The sequence below is a fragment of the Pseudoflavonifractor sp. BSD2780061688st1 E11 genome, assembly GCF_005844125.1.
Lineage (GTDB): Bacteria > Bacillota > Clostridia > Lachnospirales > Lachnospiraceae > Sellimonas > Sellimonas catena.
The window spans coordinates 21,568-46,017 of the sequence record NZ_SPHM01000015.1; the positions used below are offsets into that span (position 1 = coordinate 21,568).

The 24,450-nt window shown below is 48.4% G+C and carries 14 protein-coding genes; 1 reads left to right on the top strand and 13 read right to left on the bottom strand.

Going from position 1 to position 24,450, the window contains the following annotated elements; translation table 11 throughout:
• Positions 1 to 7: 7 nt before the first annotated feature.
• The 5 genes from aspS to purF all read right to left on the bottom strand — a co-directional run bounded on the left by aspS (position 8) and on the right by purF (position 10,731).
• Positions 8 to 1,336, bottom strand: a complete 1,329-nt coding sequence (gene aspS / locus FGQ85_RS08595) for an aspartate--tRNA(Asn) ligase (RefSeq protein WP_138373230.1) — start codon at positions 1,334 to 1,336, stop codon at positions 8 to 10.
• 128 nt (positions 1,337 to 1,464) lie between these two features.
• Positions 1,465 to 2,952: a glutamate synthase subunit beta gene (locus FGQ85_RS08600; RefSeq protein ID WP_138373231.1), complete on the bottom strand. Its 1,488-nt coding sequence runs from the start codon at positions 2,950 to 2,952 to the stop codon at positions 1,465 to 1,467.
• A 2-nt stretch (positions 2,953 to 2,954) separates the two neighbouring features.
• A complete protein-coding gene (gene gltB / locus FGQ85_RS08605; protein ID WP_138373232.1) occupies positions 2,955 to 7,493 on the bottom strand; it encodes a glutamate synthase large subunit in 4,539 nt (1,512 codons plus the stop codon).
• Positions 7,494 to 7,517: 24 nt separating this feature from the next.
• Positions 7,518 to 9,119, bottom strand: coding sequence for a CTP synthase (locus FGQ85_RS08610; RefSeq protein WP_138373233.1), 1,602 nt, complete (start codon positions 9,117 to 9,119; stop codon positions 7,518 to 7,520).
• 169 nt (positions 9,120 to 9,288) lie between these two features.
• Complete coding sequence (gene purF, locus FGQ85_RS08615) at positions 9,289 to 10,731, bottom strand: amidophosphoribosyltransferase (RefSeq protein WP_242958942.1); 1,443 nt, start codon at positions 10,729 to 10,731, stop codon at positions 9,289 to 9,291.
• 293 nt (positions 10,732 to 11,024) lie between these two features.
• Between purF and FGQ85_RS08620 the strand changes: the two genes are divergently transcribed.
• Positions 11,025 to 13,136 carry a glutamine synthetase III gene (locus tag FGQ85_RS08620; RefSeq protein WP_087168178.1) on the top strand — a complete coding sequence of 704 codons (2,112 nt, stop codon included), beginning with the start codon at positions 11,025 to 11,027 and terminating at the stop codon, positions 13,134 to 13,136.
• A 162-nt stretch (positions 13,137 to 13,298) separates the two neighbouring features.
• Here FGQ85_RS08620 and FGQ85_RS08625 read toward each other — a convergent pair whose 3' ends face one another.
• The 8 genes from FGQ85_RS08625 to FGQ85_RS08660 all read right to left on the bottom strand — a co-directional run bounded on the left by FGQ85_RS08625 (position 13,299) and on the right by FGQ85_RS08660 (position 24,380).
• Complete coding sequence (locus tag FGQ85_RS08625) at positions 13,299 to 13,628, bottom strand: hypothetical protein (RefSeq protein WP_138373234.1); 330 nt, start codon at positions 13,626 to 13,628, stop codon at positions 13,299 to 13,301.
• Between the two features lie 100 nt (positions 13,629 to 13,728).
• Positions 13,729 to 15,135 carry an AAA family ATPase gene (locus FGQ85_RS08630; RefSeq protein ID WP_138373235.1) on the bottom strand — a complete coding sequence of 469 codons (1,407 nt, stop codon included), beginning with the start codon at positions 15,133 to 15,135 and terminating at the stop codon, positions 13,729 to 13,731.
• Between the two features lie 233 nt (positions 15,136 to 15,368).
• Complete coding sequence (mobB, locus tag FGQ85_RS19175; RefSeq protein WP_138373236.1) at positions 15,369 to 18,326, bottom strand: molybdopterin-guanine dinucleotide biosynthesis protein B; 2,958 nt, start codon at positions 18,324 to 18,326, stop codon at positions 15,369 to 15,371.
• Entirely contained in the window at positions 18,308 to 19,519 is a 1,212-nt protein-coding gene (gene glp, locus FGQ85_RS08640; protein ID WP_138373237.1) for a gephyrin-like molybdotransferase Glp, read from the bottom strand. The genes mobB and glp overlap by 19 nt, the downstream gene beginning before the upstream one ends.
• Complete coding sequence (locus FGQ85_RS08645; protein WP_138373238.1) at positions 19,491 to 20,108, bottom strand: NTP transferase domain-containing protein; 618 nt, start codon at positions 20,106 to 20,108, stop codon at positions 19,491 to 19,493. Before FGQ85_RS08645 ends, glp begins: the two co-directional genes overlap by 29 nt.
• On the bottom strand, positions 20,109 to 20,543 hold the full coding sequence (locus FGQ85_RS08650; RefSeq protein WP_138373239.1) for a 4Fe-4S dicluster domain-containing protein: 435 nt from the start codon (positions 20,541 to 20,543) through the stop codon (positions 20,109 to 20,111). It lies immediately after the preceding gene.
• The gene (locus FGQ85_RS08655) at positions 20,521 to 22,605 is read right to left on the bottom strand and encodes a molybdopterin-dependent oxidoreductase (RefSeq protein WP_087168150.1); all 2,085 of its coding nucleotides are present in this window, start codon (positions 22,603 to 22,605) and stop codon (positions 20,521 to 20,523) included. The genes FGQ85_RS08650 and FGQ85_RS08655 overlap by 23 nt, the downstream gene beginning before the upstream one ends.
• A 119-nt stretch (positions 22,606 to 22,724) precedes the next feature.
• Positions 22,725 to 24,380: a DUF4091 domain-containing protein gene (locus FGQ85_RS08660; RefSeq protein WP_138373240.1), complete on the bottom strand. Its 1,656-nt coding sequence runs from the start codon at positions 24,378 to 24,380 to the stop codon at positions 22,725 to 22,727.
• Positions 24,381 to 24,450 lie beyond the last annotated feature (70 nt).

The window sequence follows — 24,450 nt, forward strand, 5'->3', positions numbered from 1 at the left end:
CTCCTTTCTACGGCTCCAGCCGTTTCAAATCTCTCGGAAACAGACAGGTCTCCCGGATATTCTCTTCCCCCAGAAGCTGCATGGTCAGCCGTTCCAGCCCGATTCCAAGCCCGCCGTGAGGCGGCATTCCATATAAAAAGGCAGAAAGATAATCTTCCAGTCCTTCTGTCGTCATCTTCTTTTCTCCGATTTTCGCGGTCAGCTTATCATAATCATGTATCCGCTGGCCTCCGGTTGTCACTTCCAGTCCTCGAAATAAAAGGTCGAAGCTTAATGTCACCTTTGGGTCCACCGGATCATCCATCGCATAGAACGGGCGTTTTCTGGAAGGATAATGGGTGACAAAGACAAAATCCGCGCCGTATGTCTCTTTAAAGTAACGGCCGATCAGTTCTTCCTCCTCCGGTTCCAGATCATACGGTGCCCGCATCGGTCTTTGGTAAACTTCCGCAACAAGCTGTTTCGCCTCATCGAATCGGACAGACGGGATCTCATCCGTCTTCGGAAGCCGGGTGCCAAGAAGATCCAGCCACGGCCGGTACTCCTGCTCCAGAAGGCGGGTCATGTACTGCAAAAATCCGGTTTCCACTTCCATCACATCGGTGAAATCATCAATATAGCCCATCTCCAGATCCAGGCTGGTATATTCATTGAGATGTCGTTTTGTATTGTGTTTTTCTGCCCGGAAAACAGGTCCCGTTTCAAATACCCGGTCAAACACCCCCACCATCATCTGTTTGTACAGCTGGGGACTTTGCTCCAGTACCGCCTTTTTGTGAAAATAGTCAAGCCGGAAGAGGTTGGCTCCTCCCTCTGCTCCTTTTGCTCCGATTTTTGGCGTATGGATTTCCGTGAATCCGTTCTGAAAAAGATACTCCCGGAAAGCCCGGCAGATCCCCTCCTGAATCTTAAATTTTGCCCGCTCTCTGAGATTTCTGAGAGATAACGGCCGCACGGAGAGTTTCGCTTCCAGTGAAGTATTCATTTTTTTTCTGGATACCGGAAGCGGGAAAGCCTTCTTCGACTCGGAAAGTTTTGTGACTTCTTCTGTCACAATTTCCAGTCCGCCGGGCGAACGTTCTTCTTTCCGAATGGTTCCTTCTGCTTTCAGGGTATCTCCTTCCCGGACCTCCCGGTACCCTTCCTTTGTTTTTCCTTCTTCACAGACAAGCTGCAGCAGGCCGTCCCGCCTCCGCAGAATGAGAAAGGTAATCTCTCCCATCCTTCTGACGGAATGGACCGCACCCTTTACTTTTACGTGCGCTCCTTCTTCCATGGCCTTTAATGCCGCAGCCGCACCGGCCGAATCCTTTGTCACACCAGTTATCTTTTCCATCCAATTCACACCCCTGTCTTTTCTATTGCTGTCAAAGCACTGAAAAAAGGCGCACTTACCGCTCATATTCCGGTAAGAACGCCCTTGTTCTTTCATATCCTGCTATTCTTTTATGATCTTCACTCCTGTCAGGAAAGATTGGTATAGCCCATCAGGGAAATGTCTACTTCCCTTGCTGCTTCCTTTCCTTCCCGGATTGCCCAGACAACGAGAGACTGTCCGCGTCTCATATCGCCTGCCGTAAACACATTCGGAACACTGGATGCAAATCCCGTATCCTCTACCGTGTTCCTGCCGGTCTTTTTGACCTGAAATGCGTCCATCACATAGTCCTCCGCCCCGGTAAACCCGGCAGCGATCAGCACCAGATCCGCCGGGATCGTCTGTTCGCTTCCCTTGACCGGAACCATATCTATCCGCCCGGTCTTCTTGTTTTTCTTCGGTTCCAGCCGGACTGTCCGGATGGCGCATACTTCCCCGGCCTCGTTTTTGATATATTCTTTCACCGTTGTCTGATAAATTCTCGGATCGTTTCCGGAAAGAGCGATCACTTCCTGCTGTCCGTAATCGGTTTTCAAAACCCTCGGCCACTCCGGCCACGGATTATTTTCGCTCCGCTTTTCAGGCGGTTTTGGCATCATCTCAAGCTGTACCACCGATTTTGCGCTCAGGCGCACGGCCGTTCCGGCACAGTCGTTTCCGGTATCCCCTCCCCCGATAATGACAACGTTTTTATCTTTGGCAAGCTCATACGGTACCTTCGCGAAATCCGAATCCAGAAGGGTCTTTGTCACTTCTGAGAGGAAATCTACCGCAAACCGGATGCCTTTGGCATCTCTTCCCGGCGCATCGATGTCTCTTGGCCTGGAAGCTCCGCAGGCAAGGATGACACGGTCAAAGGATGCCAGAATCTCTTTTGCGTCCTGATCCCGTCCCACATCGGTATTCGTCCGGAAGACAACGCCTTCCGCCTCCATAAGCTTCCGCCTGCGCTCGATGGCTGATTTTTCCAGCTTCATGTTGGGAATTCCGTACATCAGGAGCCCTCCGATCCGGTCATGCCGTTCAAATACCGTCACGCTGTGGCCTCTCCGGTTCAGAAGAAGCGCCGCCGCGAGACCTGCCGGCCCGCTTCCGATCACCGCAACCGTTTTTCCGGTCCGGATTTTCGGAGGATGCGGCACAACAAGGCCTTCGGCAAATGCTCTGTCGATAATCGCACGCTCATTTTCTTTTGTCGCCACCGGATCTGTATTCACATTGCAGGTGCAGGCCGCCTCACACAGTGCCGGACATACCCGGGAGGTAAACTCCGGGAAACAGTTCGTCTTCTGAAGCCGTTTGTAGGCCTGCCCGTACTGCTCGTGGTATACCAATACCAGATCATTGAATTCCGGAACCAGATTATTTAACGGGCATCCGGAAGCCATCCCGTTCAGATTTCCTCCGAACTGGCAGAACGGCACGCCGCAGGCCATGCATCTCGCGCCCTGCTCTTTCTGCCTTGCAGGAGGGAGTGGTTCGTGAAATTCATGGAAATCAACAATCCGCTCTTTCGGGAGCCGTTCTTTCCCGGTCTGCCTTGCATATTCTAAAAATCCTGTCGGTTTTCCCATCGCTACTGGTTCCCTCCCATCTTTTTCTGTCCTGTACTCTCATAAAATGCTTCGATCTGGGCCTGCTCGCTTCCAAGTCCCATCTCTTCATAGTGTTTGCTCAGGACAAGCATCTTTTTATAGTCATTTGGAATGATCTTTTTAAACTTCGGAAGGTACTCATCAAAATGTTCCAGAATCATCCGGCCTTTTAAAGAACCGGTCTCCTCCACATGTTCCCGGATCATCCCTCTTAATTCTTCCGCCTCGGATTTCCACGTAATCTCCTCCATGGAAATCATGGACTTGTTGATGTTCCGGTACAGCGAATTCTCCTCATCCAGCACGTAGGCGATACCGCCGCTCATACCTGCCGCGAAGTTCTTTCCGGTCCTGCCGATAACGGCAACCCTTCCTCCTGTCATGTACTCGCATCCGTGGTCTCCCACGCCTTCCACCACTGCTGTTGCTCCGGAGTTGCGCACACAGAACCGCTCTCCGGCCATTCCGCAGATGAATGCTTTTCCGGAAGTTGCGCCGTAAAGCGCCACATTTCCGACAATCATGTTTTCATCTGCCCGATAAGTACTTTCTTTCGGCGGATACACGGCCAGCTTCCCTCCAGAGAGTCCTTTTCCGAAGTAATCATTACTGTCCCCGGACAGGCGGATCGTAAGCCCTGCCGGAATAAATGCTCCGAAACTCTGTCCTCCGGTTCCCGTGCATTCCACTGTATACATATCTTCCTGCACCCCTTCCGGATACCGTCTGGTAATCTCGGAACCGAACATGGTGCCGAATGTCCTGTCTGTATTTTTTACGCGGACCTCCACCCGGCCCGGTTTTTCCTTGGCAAGCTTTTCTCCAAGTTCCCTGATCAGCACCGTTTCATCCAGCGTCTTTTCCAGCCCGAAATCATACTCCCCTTTGATATTGTTTTCTCCGGTATACGGATGATCCAGGACCGCACTCAGATCAATGGTCCTGCCACGCTCGTTTTCCGGCTGTTCCTTTGCTTTTAACAAATCCGTGCGGCCTACCATTTCATCAATCGTCCGTACACCAAGTTTTGCCATATATTCCCGAAGTTCCTGTGCGATAAATTCCATGAAATGAATAACGTACTCCGGTTTCCCTTTAAAACATTTCCGCAGCTCCGGATTCTGTGTTGCCACGCCCATCGGGCAGGTATCCTGATTGCATACACGCATCATGACACACCCGAGAGTCACAAGCGGAGCCGTCGCAAATCCGAATTCTTCCGCTCCAAGAAGCGCTGCTACCGCTACGTCCCGGCCGCTCATGAGCTTTCCGTCCGTCTCGATGTGCACCCGGTTCCTCAAACCGTTTTTCAGAAGAGTCTGGTGTGCCTCCGCAAGTCCCAGCTCCCATGGAAGCCCTGCATTGTGGATGGAACTTCCCGGAGCAGCTCCGGTTCCACCGTCATATCCGGAGATCAGCACGACCTGCGCTCCCGCTTTTGCAACGCCGGCCGCAATCGTTCCAACTCCTGCCTCGGATACGAGTTTCACCGAAATTCTTGCATCCTTATTCGCATTTTTCAGATCGTAGATCAGCTGTGCCAGATCCTCGATAGAATAGATATCATGGTGAGGCGGCGGGGAAATCAGGCTCACGCCCGGTGTGGAGTACCGTGTTTTTGCAATCCACGGATACACTTTCCTTCCCGGCAGATGTCCGCCCTCTCCCGGTTTTGCCCCCTGTGCCATCTTGATCTGGATCTCGTCGGCGCTCACCAGATACCGGCTCGTCACGCCAAATCTTCCGCTTGCCACCTGTTTGATGGCAGAGCACCGGTTCTCCTTTGTCCCCTTGGTCAGGAGACGTTCCGGCGACTCTCCTCCTTCCCCGCTGTTGGATTTTCCATGGATCGCATTCATAGCAAGGGCCAGTGCCTCATGTGCCTCCTGGGAAATGGAACCGTAGGACATGGCGCCGGTCTTGAACCGTTTCACAATGGATTCGACGCTTTCCACTTCCTCGATCGGGACGCCGTTTTCCGGATAGTTGAACTCCATCAGACTTCGCAGATACCCGGTTTTCTCCTTGTCAATCTTCCCGGTATATTCCTTAAACATCTGGTAATCATTCTGCCATACCGACTGCTGAAGCAGGTGGATCGTCTCCGGATTATACCGGTGATGTTCTCCCTGGCTTCGGAAACTGTGGCGTCCGATGCTCTCCAGTGTCAGGTCCGTATCCAGCCCCAGCGGATCAAATGCCTGACTGTGGAGCCGTTCCACATCTTCTTCGATTTCCTTCATGGTGATGCCTCCCACCCGGCTGACGGTATGGGTAAAATATTTGTCGATCACTTCTTTGGAGATTCCCACAGCCTCAAAAATCTGGGATCCCTGATAAGACTGGATTGTGGAAATTCCCATCTTGGAAGCGATCTTGACAATTCCATTCAAAATTGCCTGATCGTAATCGTAAACTGCCGCATAATAATCTTTTTCCAGAAGTCCGTTTTCAATCATCTCCCGTATGGTCTCATGCGCCAGATACGGGTTCACCGCGCTTGCGCCGTATCCGAGAAGCGTCGCAAAATGATGGACTTCTCTTGGCTCTGCAGACTCCAGAATGATCGGCATGGACGTACTCTTTTTCGTCCGCACGAGATAATGGTGCACTGCGGAAACCGCCAGAAGCGACGGAATCGCCACATGGTTTTCGTCCACGCCCCGGTCTGTCAAAATCAGGATTGTAGCCCCGTCCTTATAGGCACGGTCCACTTCAATAAAAAGACGGTCCAGCGCCTTTTCCATCGGCATGTTCTTAAAACAGATGATGGAAACTTCCGCCGGGCAGAATCCCGGTTTTTTCATATCCTTGATCTTCAGAAGATCCGTGTCGGAAAGAATCGGATTGTTGACTTTCAGAACCTGACAGTTTTCCGGCTGCTCTTTTAAGATGTTTCCTTCTTTTCCGATGTACACGCTTGTAGATGTCACAATCTCCTCCCGGACCGCATCGATCGGAGGGTTCGTCACCTGCGCAAACCGCTGTTTAAAATAATAGAACAACGGCTGATGCTCTTTTGAAAGCACTGCAAGCGGGGTATCCACTCCCATCGCCGCGATGCCTTCCGCACCGTTTAATGCCATGGTCCGGATGGAATCATGATATTCCTCATAAGAATATCCGAAGGCCTTTCTGAGCTTTGCACATTCTTCCGTTGTATACTGCTCCACCTTCCTGTTCGGAATCTTCAGATCCTTCAGCTCCATCATATGCTGATCCAGCCATTCGCCGTACGGCTGTCTCTTCGCATAGTATTCTTTCAGCTCATCATCGTTGATGATCCTTTGTCCGATTGTATCCACCACCAGCATTTTCCCCGGATGAATTCTTCCTTTCTCCAGGATCTGGTCCTCCCGGATATCCTCTAACACACCGACCTCGGAGGCCAGATAAAGGTGATGGTCTTTTGTAATATAGTATCTCGAAGGGCGGAGACCGTTCCGGTCCAGTACTGCGCCGAGAATGTCTCCGTCACTGAACATGACCGATGCCGGACCGTCCCACGGTTCCATCATGGTCGCATAATACTGATAGAAATCTTTCTTCGCCTGTGTCAGTGTATCATTGTTTGCCCATGGCTCCGGGATGACAGACATGACCGCAAGAGGCAGATCCATACCGTTCATCACAAGAAATTCCAGCGCATTATCCAGCATCGCGGAATCAGAACCGCTCCGGTCCACTACCGGCAGAATCTTGTGAAGCTTGCCCTCAAAATACGGGGAGGACATGTTTTCCTCTCTTGCCAGCATCTTATCCGCATTGCCCTGAATGGTATTAATTTCTCCGTTATGCACAATAAACCGGTATGGATGGGCCCTCTGCCAGCTCGGCTCCGTATTGGTGCTGAACCGGGAGTGTACCAGTGCAATCGAGGACTGATACCGCTCATCCTGCAGATCCGTGAAAAAGGTGCGAAGCTGTCCTACGAGAAACATCCCTTTGTACACGATCGTCCTGCTGGAAAGAGAGACCACATAGGTTTCTGTTGTGCTCTGCTCAAACTCTCTCCTTACAACGTAAAGCCTGCGGTCAAAGTCCAGCCCCTTTTCTACATCCTCCGGCTTGGCCACGAACCCCTGCATAATTTTCGGCATACAGTCTTTTGCTTTCTTTCCGAGTACTTCCGGGCAGACCGGGACTTCCCGCCACCCAAGAAAGGTAAGTCCTTCTTTTTTCACGATGGTCTCAAACATTTTCCGGGCCTGGTTTCTCCTTAGTTCATTCTGCGGGAAGAAAAACATCCCGATTCCGTACTCCCGTTCTTCCCCGATATCGATCTGTGCTTTTTTACATGCTTCGCGGAAAAAAGAATGGGAAATCTGAAGCAGAATTCCGACTCCGTCTCCGGTCTTTCCTTCTGCGTCTTTCCCCGCCCGGTGTTCAAGATTTTCCACAATCTCAAGCGCCTGGCTGACTACCCGGTGTGTCTTTTTTCCCTTTATATTTACGACTGCGCCGATTCCGCAGTTATCGTGCTCCAGCATCGGGCAGTACAATCCTTGTTTTCCTTTCATCTGTTTCTTCCTTTCGCTTCGTTTCTATTTCTGATGCTCTGCCGCCGCTTTGACAAAGCCCGCAAACAGCGGATGCGGACGGTTCGGCCTGGATTTGAATTCCGGATGAGCCTGAGTTCCGACATAAAACGGATGATCTGTGATCTCAATCATTTCCACAATCCGTTTGTCCGGTGACAGTCCTGCCAGATGAAGCCCTGCCTTTTCCAGCACTTCCCTGTAATCGTTATTGACTTCATAACGATGTCTGTGCCGCTCGGAAATCTCTGTTTTGCCATAGAGCGCACAGCTTCTGGAATGTTCATCCAGTACGCATGGATATGCACCAAGACGGAGTGTTCCGCCGATGTTTTCCACATCTTTCTGATCCGGCATCAGCGCAATCAGCGGATGCAGCGTCTCCGGATGGAACTCGATACTGTCCGCATCGTGATAGCCGACCACATACCGGGCAAAGGCAACGATCGCCATCTGCATTCCAAGGCAGATTCCAAGATACGGGATATTCTCTCTTCTCGCATAGTCCGCCGCAAGAATCATCCCTTCCGTTCCACGCTTTCCGAATCCGCCCGGTACGAGAATTCCGTCCACGCCTCCAAGCTTCTCCTCCAGGTTTTCCTCTGTAATCTCCTCCGAGTCCGTCCATCTAAACTGAATATCCGCATGGCAGCTGATTCCGCCGTGCTTCAATGCTTCCACCACACTGAGGTAGGCATCGTGAAGCTGGGTATATTTTCCTACGATGGCAATCTCGACTTCCTGCTTTGGATGACGGAGCGCTTCGGTCATTTCGATCCAGTCCTGAAGATCCGGCTCTCTGTCTTCCAGATGCAGGCATTTTAAAACCGCCTGTGCCAGATGCTCTTTTTCCATGGCAAGCGGCGCTTCATAGAGATAGTCCACATCCAGGTTCTGAAGAACATTTTCTGACGGTACATTACAGAAGAGTGCGATCTTGTCCCGCATCTCCTGCGGTACCGGATACTCGGAACGGCAGACCAGAATGTCCGGCCAGATTCCAAGCCGCTGCAGTTCCTTAACGCTTGCCTGAGTCGGTTTCGTCTTCATTTCTCCGGATGCTTTCAGATACGGAATCAGCGTTACATGGATGAGGATCGCATTCTCCTTTCCCACATCATGCTGAAACTGTCGGATCGCCTCCAGGAACGGCTGGCTTTCGATATCCCCTACAGTGCCTCCCACCTCAATGATGGCGATCCGGTCCTCTCCCGGATCTTTTGCCCGGTAAAAACGTTCTTTGATCTCATTTGTAATATGCGGAATCACCTGAACAGTGCCTCCGCCGTAATCTCCGTGGCGCTCTTTATTTAGCACAGACCAGTAAATCTTTCCGGAGGTGACATTGGAATTCTTATCCAGGCTCTCGTCAATGAACCGCTCATAATGTCCCAGATCCAGATCCGTCTCCGTTCCGTCATCCGTCACAAACACTTCCCCGTGCTGGATTGGATTCATCGTTCCCGGATCCACATTGATATACGGGTCAAATTTCTGCATGGTCACCTGATATCCTCTTGCTTTTAACAGCCTTCCAAGTGACGCTGCCGTGATTCCTTTCCCCAGTCCGGATACCACTCCGCCTGTTACAAATACATATTTTACCATTCTTTCTGTTACCTCCTTACGACTTTCCTCCATCCGGCAGGATGGAATTTCAAATAAAAAGGGGGCAAAAGTGCCCGAAACCGCTTTCGTCCTGCGTTTCTTTATCGACACCTTTGCCGCCTTTATTGCCATATGCTCTTTTCTTTTTTTATTATTCCATTACTATACTCTAATTTTCTTCGTTTGTAAATCCCTTTTTTTCGCTTTCCGCAGGAACCGGATAGTGGTTGTCAAAACATGCTTTACAAATCCCCAGATCTCCTACCATTGTCTGCAGGTCCTCAATTTTCATGTATCCGAGGGAATCTGCACCGATAATTTCACGGATTTCTTCTGTTGTATGGTCCGCCGCAATGAGCTGCTCATTGGACGGTACATCCGTTCCGTAATAACATGGATACAGAAACGGAGGGGCGCTGATGCGTACATGAACCTCTTTTGCCCCTGCCTTTTTCAGCATCTGAATCAGGTTGGCCATCGTGGTCCCCCGAACGATGGAATCATCCACCAGTACAATCCGTTTATCCTTTACAACAGATTCCAGAACGTTCAATTTCAGCTTGACACTGGATTCTCTTTCTTTCTGTGTCGGTTTGATAAAGGTCCTTCCGATATAGCTGTTTTTATAAAAGGCGATTTCGAATGGAAGTCCTGCCTCCATGGCATATCCTTTTGCTGCCGTAAGTCCGGATTCCGGAACACCGGTCACAAGATCCGCATCCACAGGCCACGCTTTTGCCAGGGCCCGTCCGGAACGGATTCTGGCATCATAGATTTTAATGCCGTCCATCTCACTGTCCAGACGCGCAAAATAGATGTATTCAAAAATACAGTGTGCCCGCTCCTTCTGCTGCAGTTCCTTATTGGACGTGATGCCTTTTTCCGTAATTGCAACCATCTCTCCCGGCTCAATGTCCCGGATAAACTCTGCTCCTACGGATGCAAGGGCACAGCTCTCCGATGCGACAATGTAAGCATTGTTCCTCTTTCCGATACAGAGCGGTTTCAGACCGAACGGATCTCTCACGGCGATCAGTTTTCTCGGGCTCATCACGACAAGAGCATATCCACCTCGGATCCGTCTTGCTGTATGGAGAACAGCCTCCTCCACATTTCTGGTATGGACTCTCTCGCGCGCAATATAATATGCAATCATCTCGGAATCTGTCGTTGTATGGAAAATGGCACCTCCGTATACGAGTTCTTCTTTCAGACTTGCAGCATTGACCAGATTTCCATTATGCGCAAGAGCCAGCGTCCCCTTGATATAATTCAAAACAAGAGGCTGTGCATTCTCTCTTGTAGAGCCTCCCGTTGTTGAATACCGGACATGTCCGATTCCAAGATTTCCATGGAGAGATGACAGCGTATCCGGCTTAAATACCTCGCTGACAAGTCCAAGATCCTTATGATATGCGATGTTTCCCCTGTCTCCTTTTGTATCGGATACAACGATACCGCAGGATTCCTGTCCTCTGTGCTGCAGAGAACAGAGCCCGTAATAAACCGATGACGCAACATCATTCCCGTCAAAATCGTAAATGCCGAACACACCGCACTCTTCTCTGACTCCGGTTTCCTGATACTGATCATATTGTAAACATGTCTTCATTTTCCTTCCTCCGTCCATTGATCTCATCATCTTGTAATAGAAAAAACAAAGTGGTTATTACCTACCGCGTTCATATTAAGACATTTTAATGGTCTTTTTCGGTTTTGCAAGGGTTTTTTTCTTTTTTTATTATTTTTCAAAAAAAGGATTGACAGATTTCTTGTTTTGTGTTTATACTACACAGCATAAAGCAAAGGCGCTTTGGACATTGTCCGAAGTGCCTTTTTCTGTTGTATGGATCCGCGGATTCATGCATGATTTCTTCAGGAAATGAAAGGAGCAGTCTCTATATGATGAAAGAAGTATCAAAAACCATACCGGAACTTTACGGAAGTCTTGTATTCAATGACAAAGTCATGCGCGAACGTCTTCCAAAAGACACCTACAAGGCACTTCACAAAACCATACAGAACGGAACACACCTGGAGCTTGATGTGGCAAATACCGTTGCCGCTGCCATGAAAGAATGGGCCATCGAGCACGGCGCAACCCATTTTACCCACTGGTTCCAGCCGATGACCGGATTTACAGCGGAAAAGCATGACAGCTTTATTTCCCCGGTGGGCGGCGGACAGGTCATCATGGAGTTTTCCGGGAAAGAACTGATCAAAGGAGAACCGGATGCATCCAGCTTCCCTTCCGGCGGCCTGCGTGCCACCTTCGAGGCAAGAGGATATACCGCCTGGGACCCGACTTCCCCTGCTTTTATCAAGGACGGCTCTCTCTATATTCCGACTGCCTTTTGTTCCTACAATGGTGAAGCCCTGGATAAGAAAACTCCTCTGCTTCGCTCCATGGAAGCTCTGAACAAGGAGGCATTGAAAGTTCTTCATCTTCTTGGAAATACAAAAGTGAAAAAAGTCGATACGACCATCGGGTCCGAGCAGGAATACTTTCTGGTAGACAAGGATCTTTATAAAAAACGGAAGGACCTGCTTTTCTGCGGACGGACGCTGATCGGCGCTCCGGCCCCGAAAGGACAGGAAATGGAAGATCACTACTTCGGTGTCTTAAAACCGAAGGTGGCTGCCTATATGCATGATCTGGACGAAGAGCTCTGGAAACTCGGTGTTCCGGTCAAGACGAAGCACAACGAAGTCGCACCGGCACAGCACGAACTTGCACCGGTATTCGATACAGCAAACGTGGCGGTCGACCACAACCAGCTGACCATGGAAATGATGAAAAAAATCGCTGACTCCCATCATCTTGCCTGCCTTCTCCATGAAAAACCATTTGAAGGTGTCAACGGAAGCGGAAAGCATAACAACTGGTCCCTCGTCACGGATTCCGGCGAGAACCTTCTCGATCCCGGGAAAACTCCGGCGGAAAATACACAGTTCCTTGTCTTTTTGATGGCAGTTATCGCGGCTGTGGACGATTACGCAGATCTGATGCGTGTCTCCGTTGCAAGTGCAGGAAATGACCACCGGCTTGGAGCCAACGAAGCGCCTCCGGCCATCGTCTCCATCTTCCTCGGCGATGAACTGACCTCCGTACTGAAATCCATCGAAGAAGGAACCGACTTTCTCAAGCAGAAGCAGATTCTTATGGAGATCGGTGCAAAAGTGCTGCCGCATTTTGCCAAAGACACAACTGACCGGAACCGTACCTCACCGTTTGCCTTTACGGGAAACAAATTTGAGTTCCGTATGCCGGGAAGTGCCCTGTCCGTCGCAGAGCCAAACGTCATCTTAAATACCGCTGTCGCAGAATCTCTGAACCGGATCTACGAAGTGCTCAAAGACGTCCCGGAAGAACAGATGGAAGAACAGATTCAGGAACTTTTAAAATCCATGATTACGCAGCATAAGCGTATTCTCTTTAACGGAAACGGATACACCGATGAATGGGTGGAAGAAGCGAAAAAGCGCGGACTTTTCAACCTGAAATCCCTGCCGGATGCTCTGCCGCAGTTTATCGCCGAAAAGAATATCGACCTCTTTACAAAACATCGGATTTTCACAAAGGAAGAAATCTACTCCCGGTACGAAATCATTCTGGAAAACTACTCCAAGACGATCCATATCGAGTCTCTGACCATGCAGGACATGGTGAAAAAAGACTTCACACCGGCACTTTTTGCCTATGTATCCGATGTGACAAAGGAAGCGCTTGACAAACGGAAACTCCTTCCGTCCCTGTCCGCGTCCTACGAAGAAAAAATCGTCCAGACGCTGACCGAATCTTCCGAACAGATCGTACTTGCTCTGGCCGCTCTCACCGAGGACACAAAAAAGGCAGAACAGATGGAGGAACCACTTGAGACCGCACGCTATTATCATGATTCAATTCTGAAAGACATGGATACCCTCCGTGCCTCCGTGGATCAGGCTGAAGCCATCATTCCGGGGAGTTACCTGCCATATCCAACTTACGACGAGTTGCTCTTTTCTTTACGATAGGCAGCGCTGGTTCCCCGGGATAATATCTTTTCCTACAGTAGGCAGAGGAGTCCCCGCATCTTTGCGGCGACTCCTCTGCACCCTCTTTTGGGTTAGTTCTTTACTTCTTCTTCAATACCGATACATAAATTTGTATGACGTTCAATCGAATTCATCCCCTCTTCAATATAAGCCCATTTGGATATTCCATATCTGCCCCGTTTTTCTTAACCGGTATAAGTTCTCCTTTTTTTGAAGATTCCGCTCTATAATTTCATCAGGCTTTTGTGTATGAATTCCATCCGATTGATATAATATCTCTTTAGCCGATTCATCTTCAATAATTTTTTCATCTGGTATAAACACGGCATCTGCATCTACAATATGGATAATTTGTTTAAAATCTTTTGCTTTATAATGTTGGGAATTTGCATACTTTCGTATTTCATTTCCGAGTTTAGAAATAATATTAGATGATTGAACTCCCTTTCTGGATGTAATATCCCCATGCATAATATGAATGTAAACTTTATCTCTGTCGAAAAGTTAACTCAATGCCACGCCAAGCGCCGTCTCATCCGAGGGTCCCTCCACAATAACAAGCACAATTTTTCTATGGGACAAATGTCTCACCCGCCTCTCGAAATGCTAACGCAATCTCGTAGTTATTTGTTGGACAGTATACTTGTTCATTTTGTTCCCCAAGAACAATATCTCGATAATAAAAGTCCTGTAAATTATTTGTTCCTTTTACATTTGTAAACCGAATATACCGATTTTCCGGATTTGTTGTTGTAAACGCAACAAACCCTTTGTCCAGTGTCTCCAATGGTCTGAGATTGTGTGAAGTAAAGATAAGTTGTCCCTTCCCTTTCTCAGAAATAATGTGCAGCAGTTCTCCGAGAAGATATTCAAAAATCCCTGTATCCAGTTCATCTACTGCTACAGTAATTGATGGGTTATTATAAACTACAATCAACAACTGTAAAATCGAAACGATTTTTTTTATTCCTTCTGATTCATACCGAAACGGAATCGCCTTGTTGTTTTTTAAAGACATTAATTGAATCATTCTTCCCAGGCTTCCATCTTTTTCCACAACCGGTCCCAAATCAATTATATCAATCGTCAGCCCCGGAACTAATTCCTGCAGCACAATATTCATATTCGCAATAATTTTTCTAACAATTTCCATTGCCTTTTCCGGAATTGATGCTGGGATATTCAATGGAAGCAAAAGACTTCCAAAGGATTCTGAAGTATCATCTTTATATTTAAAAGCCAGCGGAAGCGCATTCATATTGATTAGCCCCTCGTGCTCCGTATCAATTATAAACAGTTCTCTGTTTCCAAATCGATGCAATCCTTCCAAAATATCCAAATACAACTTTACCTGACAGTTTTCCCGGAAGCGCCTCATCATTTCTCTGGAAAAAATAAATGTTCTGGACTGCTCTTGAACCAGCCTTTTTGTCACGAGCATCTCTGTCACGTCTTCCGTGCTGTTTCCCAGTAGTTCCTGATACTTTGATTTTGGGAGAAAAATTCCATCTGCGCTTGTATCAATCAACGGACCTTTCCGAATTTTTTTCTCATTTGATGTGTACCCATAACTCAATACTTCATCAAAAATCTTGACTTTATACTTCGTTTTAGAATTTTCCAATTTGTTATCATGATAAGGAGATTCGTCTATAACTTTTTCCATAGAAAACTGATACCAAAGATTACAGCAATAGTCCTCCTGCTGCAATATAAACTGGAATTTTAATGTAGAAGTCCGCTCCTCTACATTAATATATTCTGCATATTTTTCTGGAATTGGCTGACTGCATAATGCAAAACACAATAACTGTACTGCATCAATGAGTGCCGTTTTTCCTGACCCATTTTGTCCATATAAGCCAAGAATACTTGCACGATAATTCTTTCTTCTGTTTTTTAAGCTAATCGTTCCCTTCTTCACATTTTTAAAGTTTTCTATCGTAATATTCTCAATTCTGATAAACTGTTTCTCCACTGCATTCACCACCCCTGCATTCATTGATATATACAGTATATCATGACCTTTCCCGGTGTTCAACTTTCATTTTTGCATTTAATATTTCGATTTTTTATTTCATACATATTTATATTAGTATCTTTCCGTCAAAGAAAAATATACATGGATTCTCCATTCCCGCTTACATCTTCCCTAAAACGATAATTTATGCCGCTCAAAATAGAGCGGCATAGCTTTTTCATATAATTAAGTTATTGCTGTACCCTTTTGGCGATTTCCCTGTTGATCCGGTTTCTAAGAGCGATCATGTAATGATCCGATTTCGGGAAGCGTTTGAATGTCAAAGGCTCCGCCAGATCTTCTTCGATACACTCCATGACAAAATCACGTCCTGCCAGTGATTCCAGCAGTTCACATGCCCGCAGGTCCTGAAGTGCCTCTTCGTGCACCATCATACGGATGGATTCTTCCGGATGCCGGTCCTCTCCCGGATATACAAGGAACGCATCCCCGGACGGGAATGCTCCGCCTGCATCCGTCACCTGATACGGATTGATCTTCTCAAGTGAGAACTGGCTGTTGTAGAAGTTGTATCCCCAGTGAAGAATTCCGATGATCTTGTATTTATAAAGCTGCAGGCCATAAATCCGGTTTCTGAGGGACGGCATGGACATAAACCGGTTGCTCACTTCATAGAACTGTCCTACACAGTAGTAGGTCCACATGTCGGTCAGTCCGTGCTCCAGGAATTCTTCGATCTCATTATTTCCCGGAATCGGCTTGTCTACAAGACCGTGTTTGTAAAATTCATAGCTGGAAAGTGCATCAAACGTGTGGAATCCGTCCAGAAGGCCGTCAATGGACTCTTTTGCCGCACGGTAACTGTCCAGATGCTCCTCTCTTGGTTCATCGGACAAGTGGAAATACGTCACCTGATCGATTCCCCACTCTTTCAGTTTCTGTGTCAGCTGAGGGAGCAGTGCATGGAGGAATTTCGTATACTCTCCGACTGCCGGCGTATGCCATCCGAAAATCTGCTTCTCCTCCTGGTCCACCATTGCCACAACTTTTGGCGCATATTTTGCTCCCCACTGGGAGAACAGGTGGCACATCTCAAAATACTCGATCCCGCAGGACTGACAGAGGTCAACCCACTGTTTCACCCGGTCAAATCCAAAGACATATTCCCCGTTTTCCACCTTGACATCCAGAAGCTGGGTTGTCGTACGCTCAGCTCCGACTGCCGTATCCAGAGCCGGTGTAAAGAGCGGGGTAAGAATCATATTGCACCCCCGTTTCACATACTCGTGAAGGTAATTTTCAATAATCTCCCAGTGTTCTTCTGAGAATACCGGCACATGGTAATAGTCTGCCAGACAGTCCAGGTAAAACCATTCCGTATGCATGATCTTCTGTTTTGGAAGCACGGCATCATAGATAGTTACCTCAGTCTGTGCGCTTACAAGTGTCTCCCCATCCTTTTCCAGACTTACCGTAATCGGATACGTTCCTGCTTTCACTTCTTCTGTGATCTCGATGTCGATCCAGATGCTTCTCCATTTCTGCGGATAGATATCCGCCTCATCGTCCTTCAGTTCCCTCAGAAGATCCGGGTATACGCCGGAATCCGTTCTCAGATAATTATCGTCCACGATCGGTCCGCAGGTCCTTCCCACCGGAACCGTTTCCACCTTACGCACATGAATCTGATCTTTCAGCTCAGAGTCAATCCTCACTTTCACACGGTTTTTTATAAATCCGGTGCAGGTGCAGGCGGCCTGAAAGGACACGGTCTCCCCTTTCAGTCCCGTCATTTTCATGCACTCCGGCCGGTAAACCGGTCTCTCATCCGGGAACACTTTTTCCAGAGAGCTTACAAGCCTCATCTCATAAACTGTCTCTTGCTTTGTCATCACTTTTCCTCCATGGTTATAATGTTCTTCTATTACTATACTGTTTCCCTGGAAGGGGTGGCAAATTGAAATTACAAATATGCGGGGTCTTTTATAGTTTATTTCTATCACACCATAGCCGATTCCGACGTCCTCCCCTGTCATCACAAGCTGTTTCACAGCTCTCTGCAGGCTTGTCTGTTCCGGATAGTTTTCTTTATCTTCCCGGATTTCGCCAAATACCCTTTCCTCCGCCTGGCGGAAAGGATAGATGATCTTTTCCACCTCAAACCGGTTCTGGAATTTCAGAATGTTGCTCTGCTGTTTTAAGAGTTTCTGAAGCTTCGGCGAGAGCAGCCACGATTCACAGTCATACATCGTATACTCCGGTCCGAAAAAGCGGTCTGCCTCCGCAAATGATTTTCCGCATTCCTCATCCAGAAGCGGCTCTCCCTCCGGAATGTGCACATGCAGAACCTTATTCTCCGGATCCGGCTCAAACTGAAGTCTTCCAAGCCGGAAAATTTTCATCTGCAATGGGAGCGACAGCCAGCGTTCTTCCACAATACCCGGAATTCCCTTCGTTTTCATGCACCGCCTGTACCAGATCGTAAGATCATAAAAGGTATCAAAATAAACGCGGTCGGAAATCCCTTTCTCCATAAATGCCGGGTACAGATCGCATGCCAGACGCAGGTACAGACAGAGATAGAACTGTTCTTTGTCCGTCCTTTTATCTGCTTCCTCAAAAAATGTCTTTGTATCCTCGTAAAATAAATTCTTCCATTTCTGATAAACTGTCTCCGTCATCGGAAAGGATCCCGCACAGTTCCTTCCCTCCTCCGGAAGCTGAATCTTCTCCATCAATGTTTCCAGCTCCATCATCTGACTCCTCTCTTTTCGTATCTTCTCTTCAATCCGGTCCGCAAGTTTTTCTGCATCCGGCAGTTCCTTCGGATCACAGCACCAGTATTTCTCATGATCCGCGTCCTTCATTCCCTCAATCAAAATCACATCCGCCTCAGGAAAAAATGCGGTCAGTTCTTCCAGTTTCGTACCTCTTTGATTTTTCACAAGCTGATATTTTCCGGAAGAAAAAACTGCGGATGCATAGGCACCTGCCTGATAGTGCCTCCAGCTGTCCGTTCCTTCCCGGTCCGCCTCAAAGTCATGGCCGTCATGCTTTATGGCCGCAACCTGAAAGCCTCTTCCGGTGAGAATCCGGATGAGTGATTCCATCAGCGTTGTCTTCCCGGAATTTTTCTCCCCGGCTATTCCAAAGAGCACCGGATGCCCTGCTATATTCTGATATACCATACCTGTTCTCCCTTTTCAATCCGCTCTCTGCCTTTCTCGATTTTTACCAGACAGTTGCAGCCATTCATGGAACTTAAAATCCCTGATTTTTCTTTATCCTGAGGAATGGTAATTCTGCCGGACTCTTCTCTTCCTCTGATGTAGCGGTCTGTTTTGCATGTCTTATGAAAGGCTGTCATCAAGATTCCCGGCTCTTCTTTTGGAAGCAGTTCCTCGCACCCGGCAAGACATGCTGCCGCATATTTTACAAGAAGCTCCATGTGCACGGCCGCTGCAAATGGATTCCCCGAAAGGCTTACGACCAAAGTCCCCTGTAAGACAGAACATGCTGTAGGAGAACCCGGTTTTGCGAGAACATGTTCAAAAAGAAACTTTGCTCCTTCCTGCTGCAGAACATCTTTTACCAGATCTTTTTCTCCCACAGAGACTCCGCCCGTCGTCACAACCAGATCGGCGCAGCCGGCCGCTTTTCTCAGGCTTGTCCGAATAGTTTCCTCCTCATCCGGTATTTCTTCTGCCAGCACAACTTCTCCTCCAAGCTCCCGAATCCGCTCTGCAATCATGAACAAACTGGAGTCGTAAATCTGTCCGGGACGAAGCGTTCTTCCCGGAAGACACAGTTCATTCCCGGTGGTCAGTACCGCAATTTTCACTTTCTTACTTACCCGGACGGTATGATACCCCGCTGCAGACGCGATTCCGATTCGGATGGCATCGAGCCTGATCCCTTTTTCAAGCAGAAGGTCTCCCTCCCGGAAGTCCTCTCCTGCCGGGCAGTAGTTGTCGTATGCATTCTGGCTCTTCTTTATTCGTACTTCCTGTTCCTGGCCGTCAGTCTCTTCCTGCTTGACGACAGTATCCGCCCCATTTGGAACAGGTGCCCCCGTCATGATCCGCGCTGCTTCCCCCGGCCTGATTTCCCGCTTCGGATATTCTCCCGCCCACAGTTTTTCCACAACCCGCAGGCAGACCGGCGTCTCTTTTCCGGCATCCCGGATATCTTCCGCACGGAGGGCATACCCATCATAGGGAGATCTTGGAAACGGAGGATTGTCCTGCCAGGCCCTGATCTCTTCAGCAAGAATTCTCCCTCCCGCCTCCATCAGGCTGACTTCCTCTGTTTTTCCTTCCCCTGCAGCCACCTTTTTTATCAGTTCCTGCGCTTCATTTATTGTCACTGTTTTCCCGTCCATCGTTCCTCCTTTGAAGTCTTCGATATTCCTGCTCCGTATTCAGATTGACGAGCTTTTTCAGCTGCTTTGTCACGTCGAGAAACGTATATTCCTTCGCTTCTTCTGTCTCAAACAGGCTCTTCATTCTGTAATTTCCCGCTGTGCGCTGCCGTTCCATAACGGGAATCATTGCTTTTGTATAGATACCCGGGAACGGTTCCGGCCCTTTTTCTGTCCGGTAAAATACCGGACGTCCACTCCTCTCATATTCCCGGAGCATCATTTCCGCCATCTCTTCATCAAGTCCAAAGGTATCGCACGGCATAACAAACAGGGCTTCCTGAGGGCACAGCAAAAGACCGCTCAAGATCCCTCCAAGCGGTCCTGCTTCCTCATAGAGATCTGTAATCCATTTGGCACTCCCCACGGTCTCATTTGGAATCTCAGCTACCGAAATATAAAAATTCTCCAGAGAGCGGAGCGTCTCCATTGCCCATAGAGCCAGATACTTCCCCTGATGCCGCAGATAGAGTTTCTGCCGTCCGCCCATCCTTTTTCCTCTTCCTCCCGCCAGAATGTATCCGGCCAGATCGGGTCTCTGCTTGCTCATCTATTCTCTCTCCAGTGTAATCACATCCAGACAGCAGACGGACACACACGCCGGCTCCCTTCCTTCTTTCAGCCGCTCAATGCAGCCGTCACATTTCGCTGCTTTTTTATTTTCATCCAGAAAAATCACATGATCCGGACAGACCTTTTCACATGCTCCGCAGCCGATACACATCTCCTTGTCAACCAGAATCAATCCGTATTCCTGATCCCGGTAAAGCGCACCGGACGGACACACCTCTGCACATGCGCCACAATGGGTGCAGCCCGGACAGATCTCATAGGAAAATCCCTTTTCCTCATCTGTCACCTTCCGGATCGTCCGAAAACTTCTTGCATGAATTTCTTCTGCACCGTGATGCGCATCCAGACATGCCGTATGGCACGCATAACATCCAACGCATCCTGCGGTATTAAATTTCAGTCGATACGGCATTTCCTGTCACCTCCGCCTGCTTTTCTATTTTACAGAAATAGCTTTTATATCCCGGAAAACCCGTATAGGGATCCAGATAGTTCCGGTCAATCAGATTATTTGCTTCCCCTTTTTTATTTCCGTGATAAATGTAGACCACGCCAGGATTTCCAGTGATGGAATACACGGCTGTCCCCTGCATTTCCCCGGCCGGAGACGTCACTTTCACCGGATCTCCGTCTGCGATTCCGTAAGTCTTTCCGTCATCCGGATGAATCTCCACCATCGGGTTCGTTTCCAGACCAGAAAGCCACGGAAGCCGGTACATTCTCGCATGGAAAAACTGCGGTTTTCTGGATCCGGTATTTAAAATCAGCGGATACTCCTTCCGGTCCACCTGATCCTGTTCCCGAAAATCCTTGTAGACAGGCAGCGGATCATATCCTCTGCTTTCCTTATATTTTTCAAGTACGAGTGAGGAAAACTCCACCTTTCCGGACGGTGTATGAAACGGCTCATCCTCATAAGTACGTACTCCCGGCGGAAAGATCACTTTGCCTCTCATGCCGTCCGGATGACTTCGGAGATCCTCCAGTGTCAGCCCCGACGGTTCCAGAATATAATTCATGTAGGATTCGTATCCGCCGGTCAGCACTTTATCTTTCAACTGCATTCTCCGTGCCAGTTCCATAATGATTTCAATATCATTTTTCGCCTCTCCGACAGGCTCCACTGCCCGCTGATTCAGCGCAAACATTCCTCCCCGAAGCGACTTGACCTCCTCACGCTCAAATGTGGTGCAGGCAGGCAGCACCAGGTCTGCCATTTTAGAAGAATCCGACCAGAACAGCTCTGTGTTGACATAGAAATCCAGCGTTCCAAGTGCTTTCTGCAGATGCTCCGGCTGCGGCCACATCCGGTGATTCAGTCCCATGGCAAAGACTGCCTTCAAAGGATACGGATCCTCCTCCAGGATATAGTCCGCAAGTCTTGTGCACTGGGCCTCCTGACAAGGCAGATCGAACCACACCGGAAAATCCTTCTCCCCGATGGCCTCTTCTTTGTTATAACGAATGACTTTTCCAAACTCGTTGCACGGTGATGCAGGCCCCGGCCTGGAACGGTTGCCTCCCTCAACATCATAATTACCAGTAAGTGCAATCAGGCAGAATACTGCACGGTAATTCTGAAAACCATTGATATGATGGACAATCGTAGAAACCGAAAAGCGGATAGACGATGGCCTGTTGCAAGCATACATCCTTGCCGCCTCCCGGATCAGATCCGCGTCCGCCCCGGTAATCTCCTGCGCCTTTTCCGGCGTAAACTTCCGGACATAATTCTTATATTCCTCAAACCCATGTACATACTTTTCCACGAACTCTTTGTCGTAAAGATTCTCCTCAATAATCACATGGGCCATCGCAAGGGCAAGCGCTCCATCCGTCCCCGGCGTGATCTTCAGATGAATATCCGCCTCCTTCACAGTCACTGTATTACGCGGATCCACCGCAATGATCTTCACACCCCGCTCCTTTAAACTCCGGTACATCTTTCCCATCGGTGTATTAGAATGGAACAGATTGCTCGTCCAAAGCAAAAGCGTCTTCGTATGGGCCAGATCCGGAAAACAGATCCCGTTTCCGTAAACCGACTTCCACGCCAGATCCGAAGCCTGAAAGCAGGTACTTGATTCCGTACAGAAATTCGGACTTTCAAACGCATTTGCGAAGCGCAGAAGCGCAGGCCTGTACCACTTTGGGTAACCCGCATAAAATACCACAGATTTTGCCCCGTACTGCTCCTTCACCCGGTTCAGATTCTCCACAATCAGATCATACGCTTCTTCCCAGGAAATCCGCTCAAACTCTCCGCTTCCCCTCTCCCCGACGCGCTTCATCGGATACAGGATCCGCTCCTCATTATAAAGGTACTGCTTTGACGCCGCTCCCTTAGAACAAAGTCCCCGGCTCTTTCCATTCTCCACACGGCCCTCAACGGAAACAACCTTTCCATCCTCCACATAAACATCCATCGGACACCCGGTCGAACAAATCCCACAGAAAATCTGCTTTTTCTCCATAAACGCTCCGCTGCCTCCTCCCAAACAAACTTCATAGTACGTCTATTATACGTCGGTACACTTCGGAGTGTAAAATAAGGTTTGTCTATCAGTTTATCATCTTTATCTATAGTTATGGACTAAATCCGTTTTGCGATTTCGCGGTTAATCCGGTTCCTCAGAGCAATCAGATAATAGTCTGTTTTCGGGAAACATGTAAATGTCAGAGGCTCTGCCAGATTCTCCTCTATGCATTCCATGACAGTTTCACGTCCTGCCAGAGATTCAAGAAGTTCACATGCGCGCAGATCCTGAAGCGCCTCTTCCAGCACCATCATGCGAATGGATTCCTCCGGATACCCGTCTGCTCCTGGATAAACAAGGAACGGATCTCCCGCCGCAAAACATCCCCCTGCGTCTGTCACCTGATACGGATTCAGTTTTTCCAAAGAATACTGACTGTTATAAAAATTATAACCCCAGTGCAGAATTCCGGCAATCCGGTATTTATAAAGCTGCAACCCGTAAATCCGGTTACGGAGAGACGGCATTGCCATAAATCGGTTACTCACCTCATAAGACTGCGACACACAATAATAAGTCCACAGATTTTCTACTCCGTGGTTCAGGAATTCTTGAATCGCATCATTTGCCGGAACCGGCTGCTCAACGAGTCCGTGTTCATAAAATTTATAGTCCGAAAGTGCGTCCATCGTATGAAATCCGTCCAGCAGGTCTTCAATAGATTCTCTCGCCGCACGGTAACTATCCAGATCTTCCTCTCGTGGTTCGTCGGACAGATGAAACCAGGTTACCTCAGCGATCCCCCATTCTTTCAGCTTTCCCGTAAGCTGCGGAAGCAGCACATGCAGAAAGTCTGTATACTTTCCTGATGCCGGTGTATGCCATCCAAAGATTTTCTCCTCTTTTCCATCTTTGAGTGCAACCACTTTTGGCGCATATGCGGCTCCCCACTGGGAGAAAAGATGGCTCATTTCAAAATACTGAATGCCGCAGCTTCTGCAAAGATCGACCCAGCGTTTCAGTTTTTCAAACCCAAAGTGATACTCTCCTGATTTCACTTCAATATCGAGGAGCTGTGTTGTCGTCCGCTCATGCCCGACAGCCGTATCAAGCGCCGGTGTAAAAAGCGGTGTAAGAATCATATTGCCGCCGCGTTTTACATACTCCCGGATATAGTTTTCCATAATCTTCCAGTGTTCTTCCGAAAAGACCGGTACATGATAGTAATCCGCAAGACAGTCCGCATAAAACCATTCTGTGTGCAGGATCTTCTGCTTTGGAAGTACCGCATTGTATATAGTAACCGTTGTCTTTGCTTCCGTCAGTTTTTCCTGTCCTTTCGTTAAGATAATCGTAACAGGATATACTCCGGCCAAAACATCTTCTCTCGTTTCAATATCAATCCAGAAACTCCTCCATTGCTGAGGGTAGATATATGTCTCATTATTTTCCAGTTCTCTTAACAGATCCGGATATAAGCCCGCTTTTGTTTTCAGGTAGTTATCATCTGTCCTTTTTCCACACGCCTTACATACCGGAACATTTTCCACCTGCCTGACACGGATCAGATCCTTAATCTCTGATTCTACCTGCACTGTTACCCGGCACCGCTCCGAGTCTGTACTCGTACAGGCAGCCTGAAAAGAAATCGTTTCCCCCTTCAGGCAAGTCAACTTCATACACTCCGGACGATAAACCGGCCTTTCCTCCGGAAAAACTTTCTCCAGAGAACTTACAAGTCTTATTTCATACATCTCTTTTTTCTGTTCCATTGTTTCCTCCCGTTTTTCATTTCTTTTATTGTAAAAAAACAGGCACAGCTTTTCAACTGTGCCCTTCAGT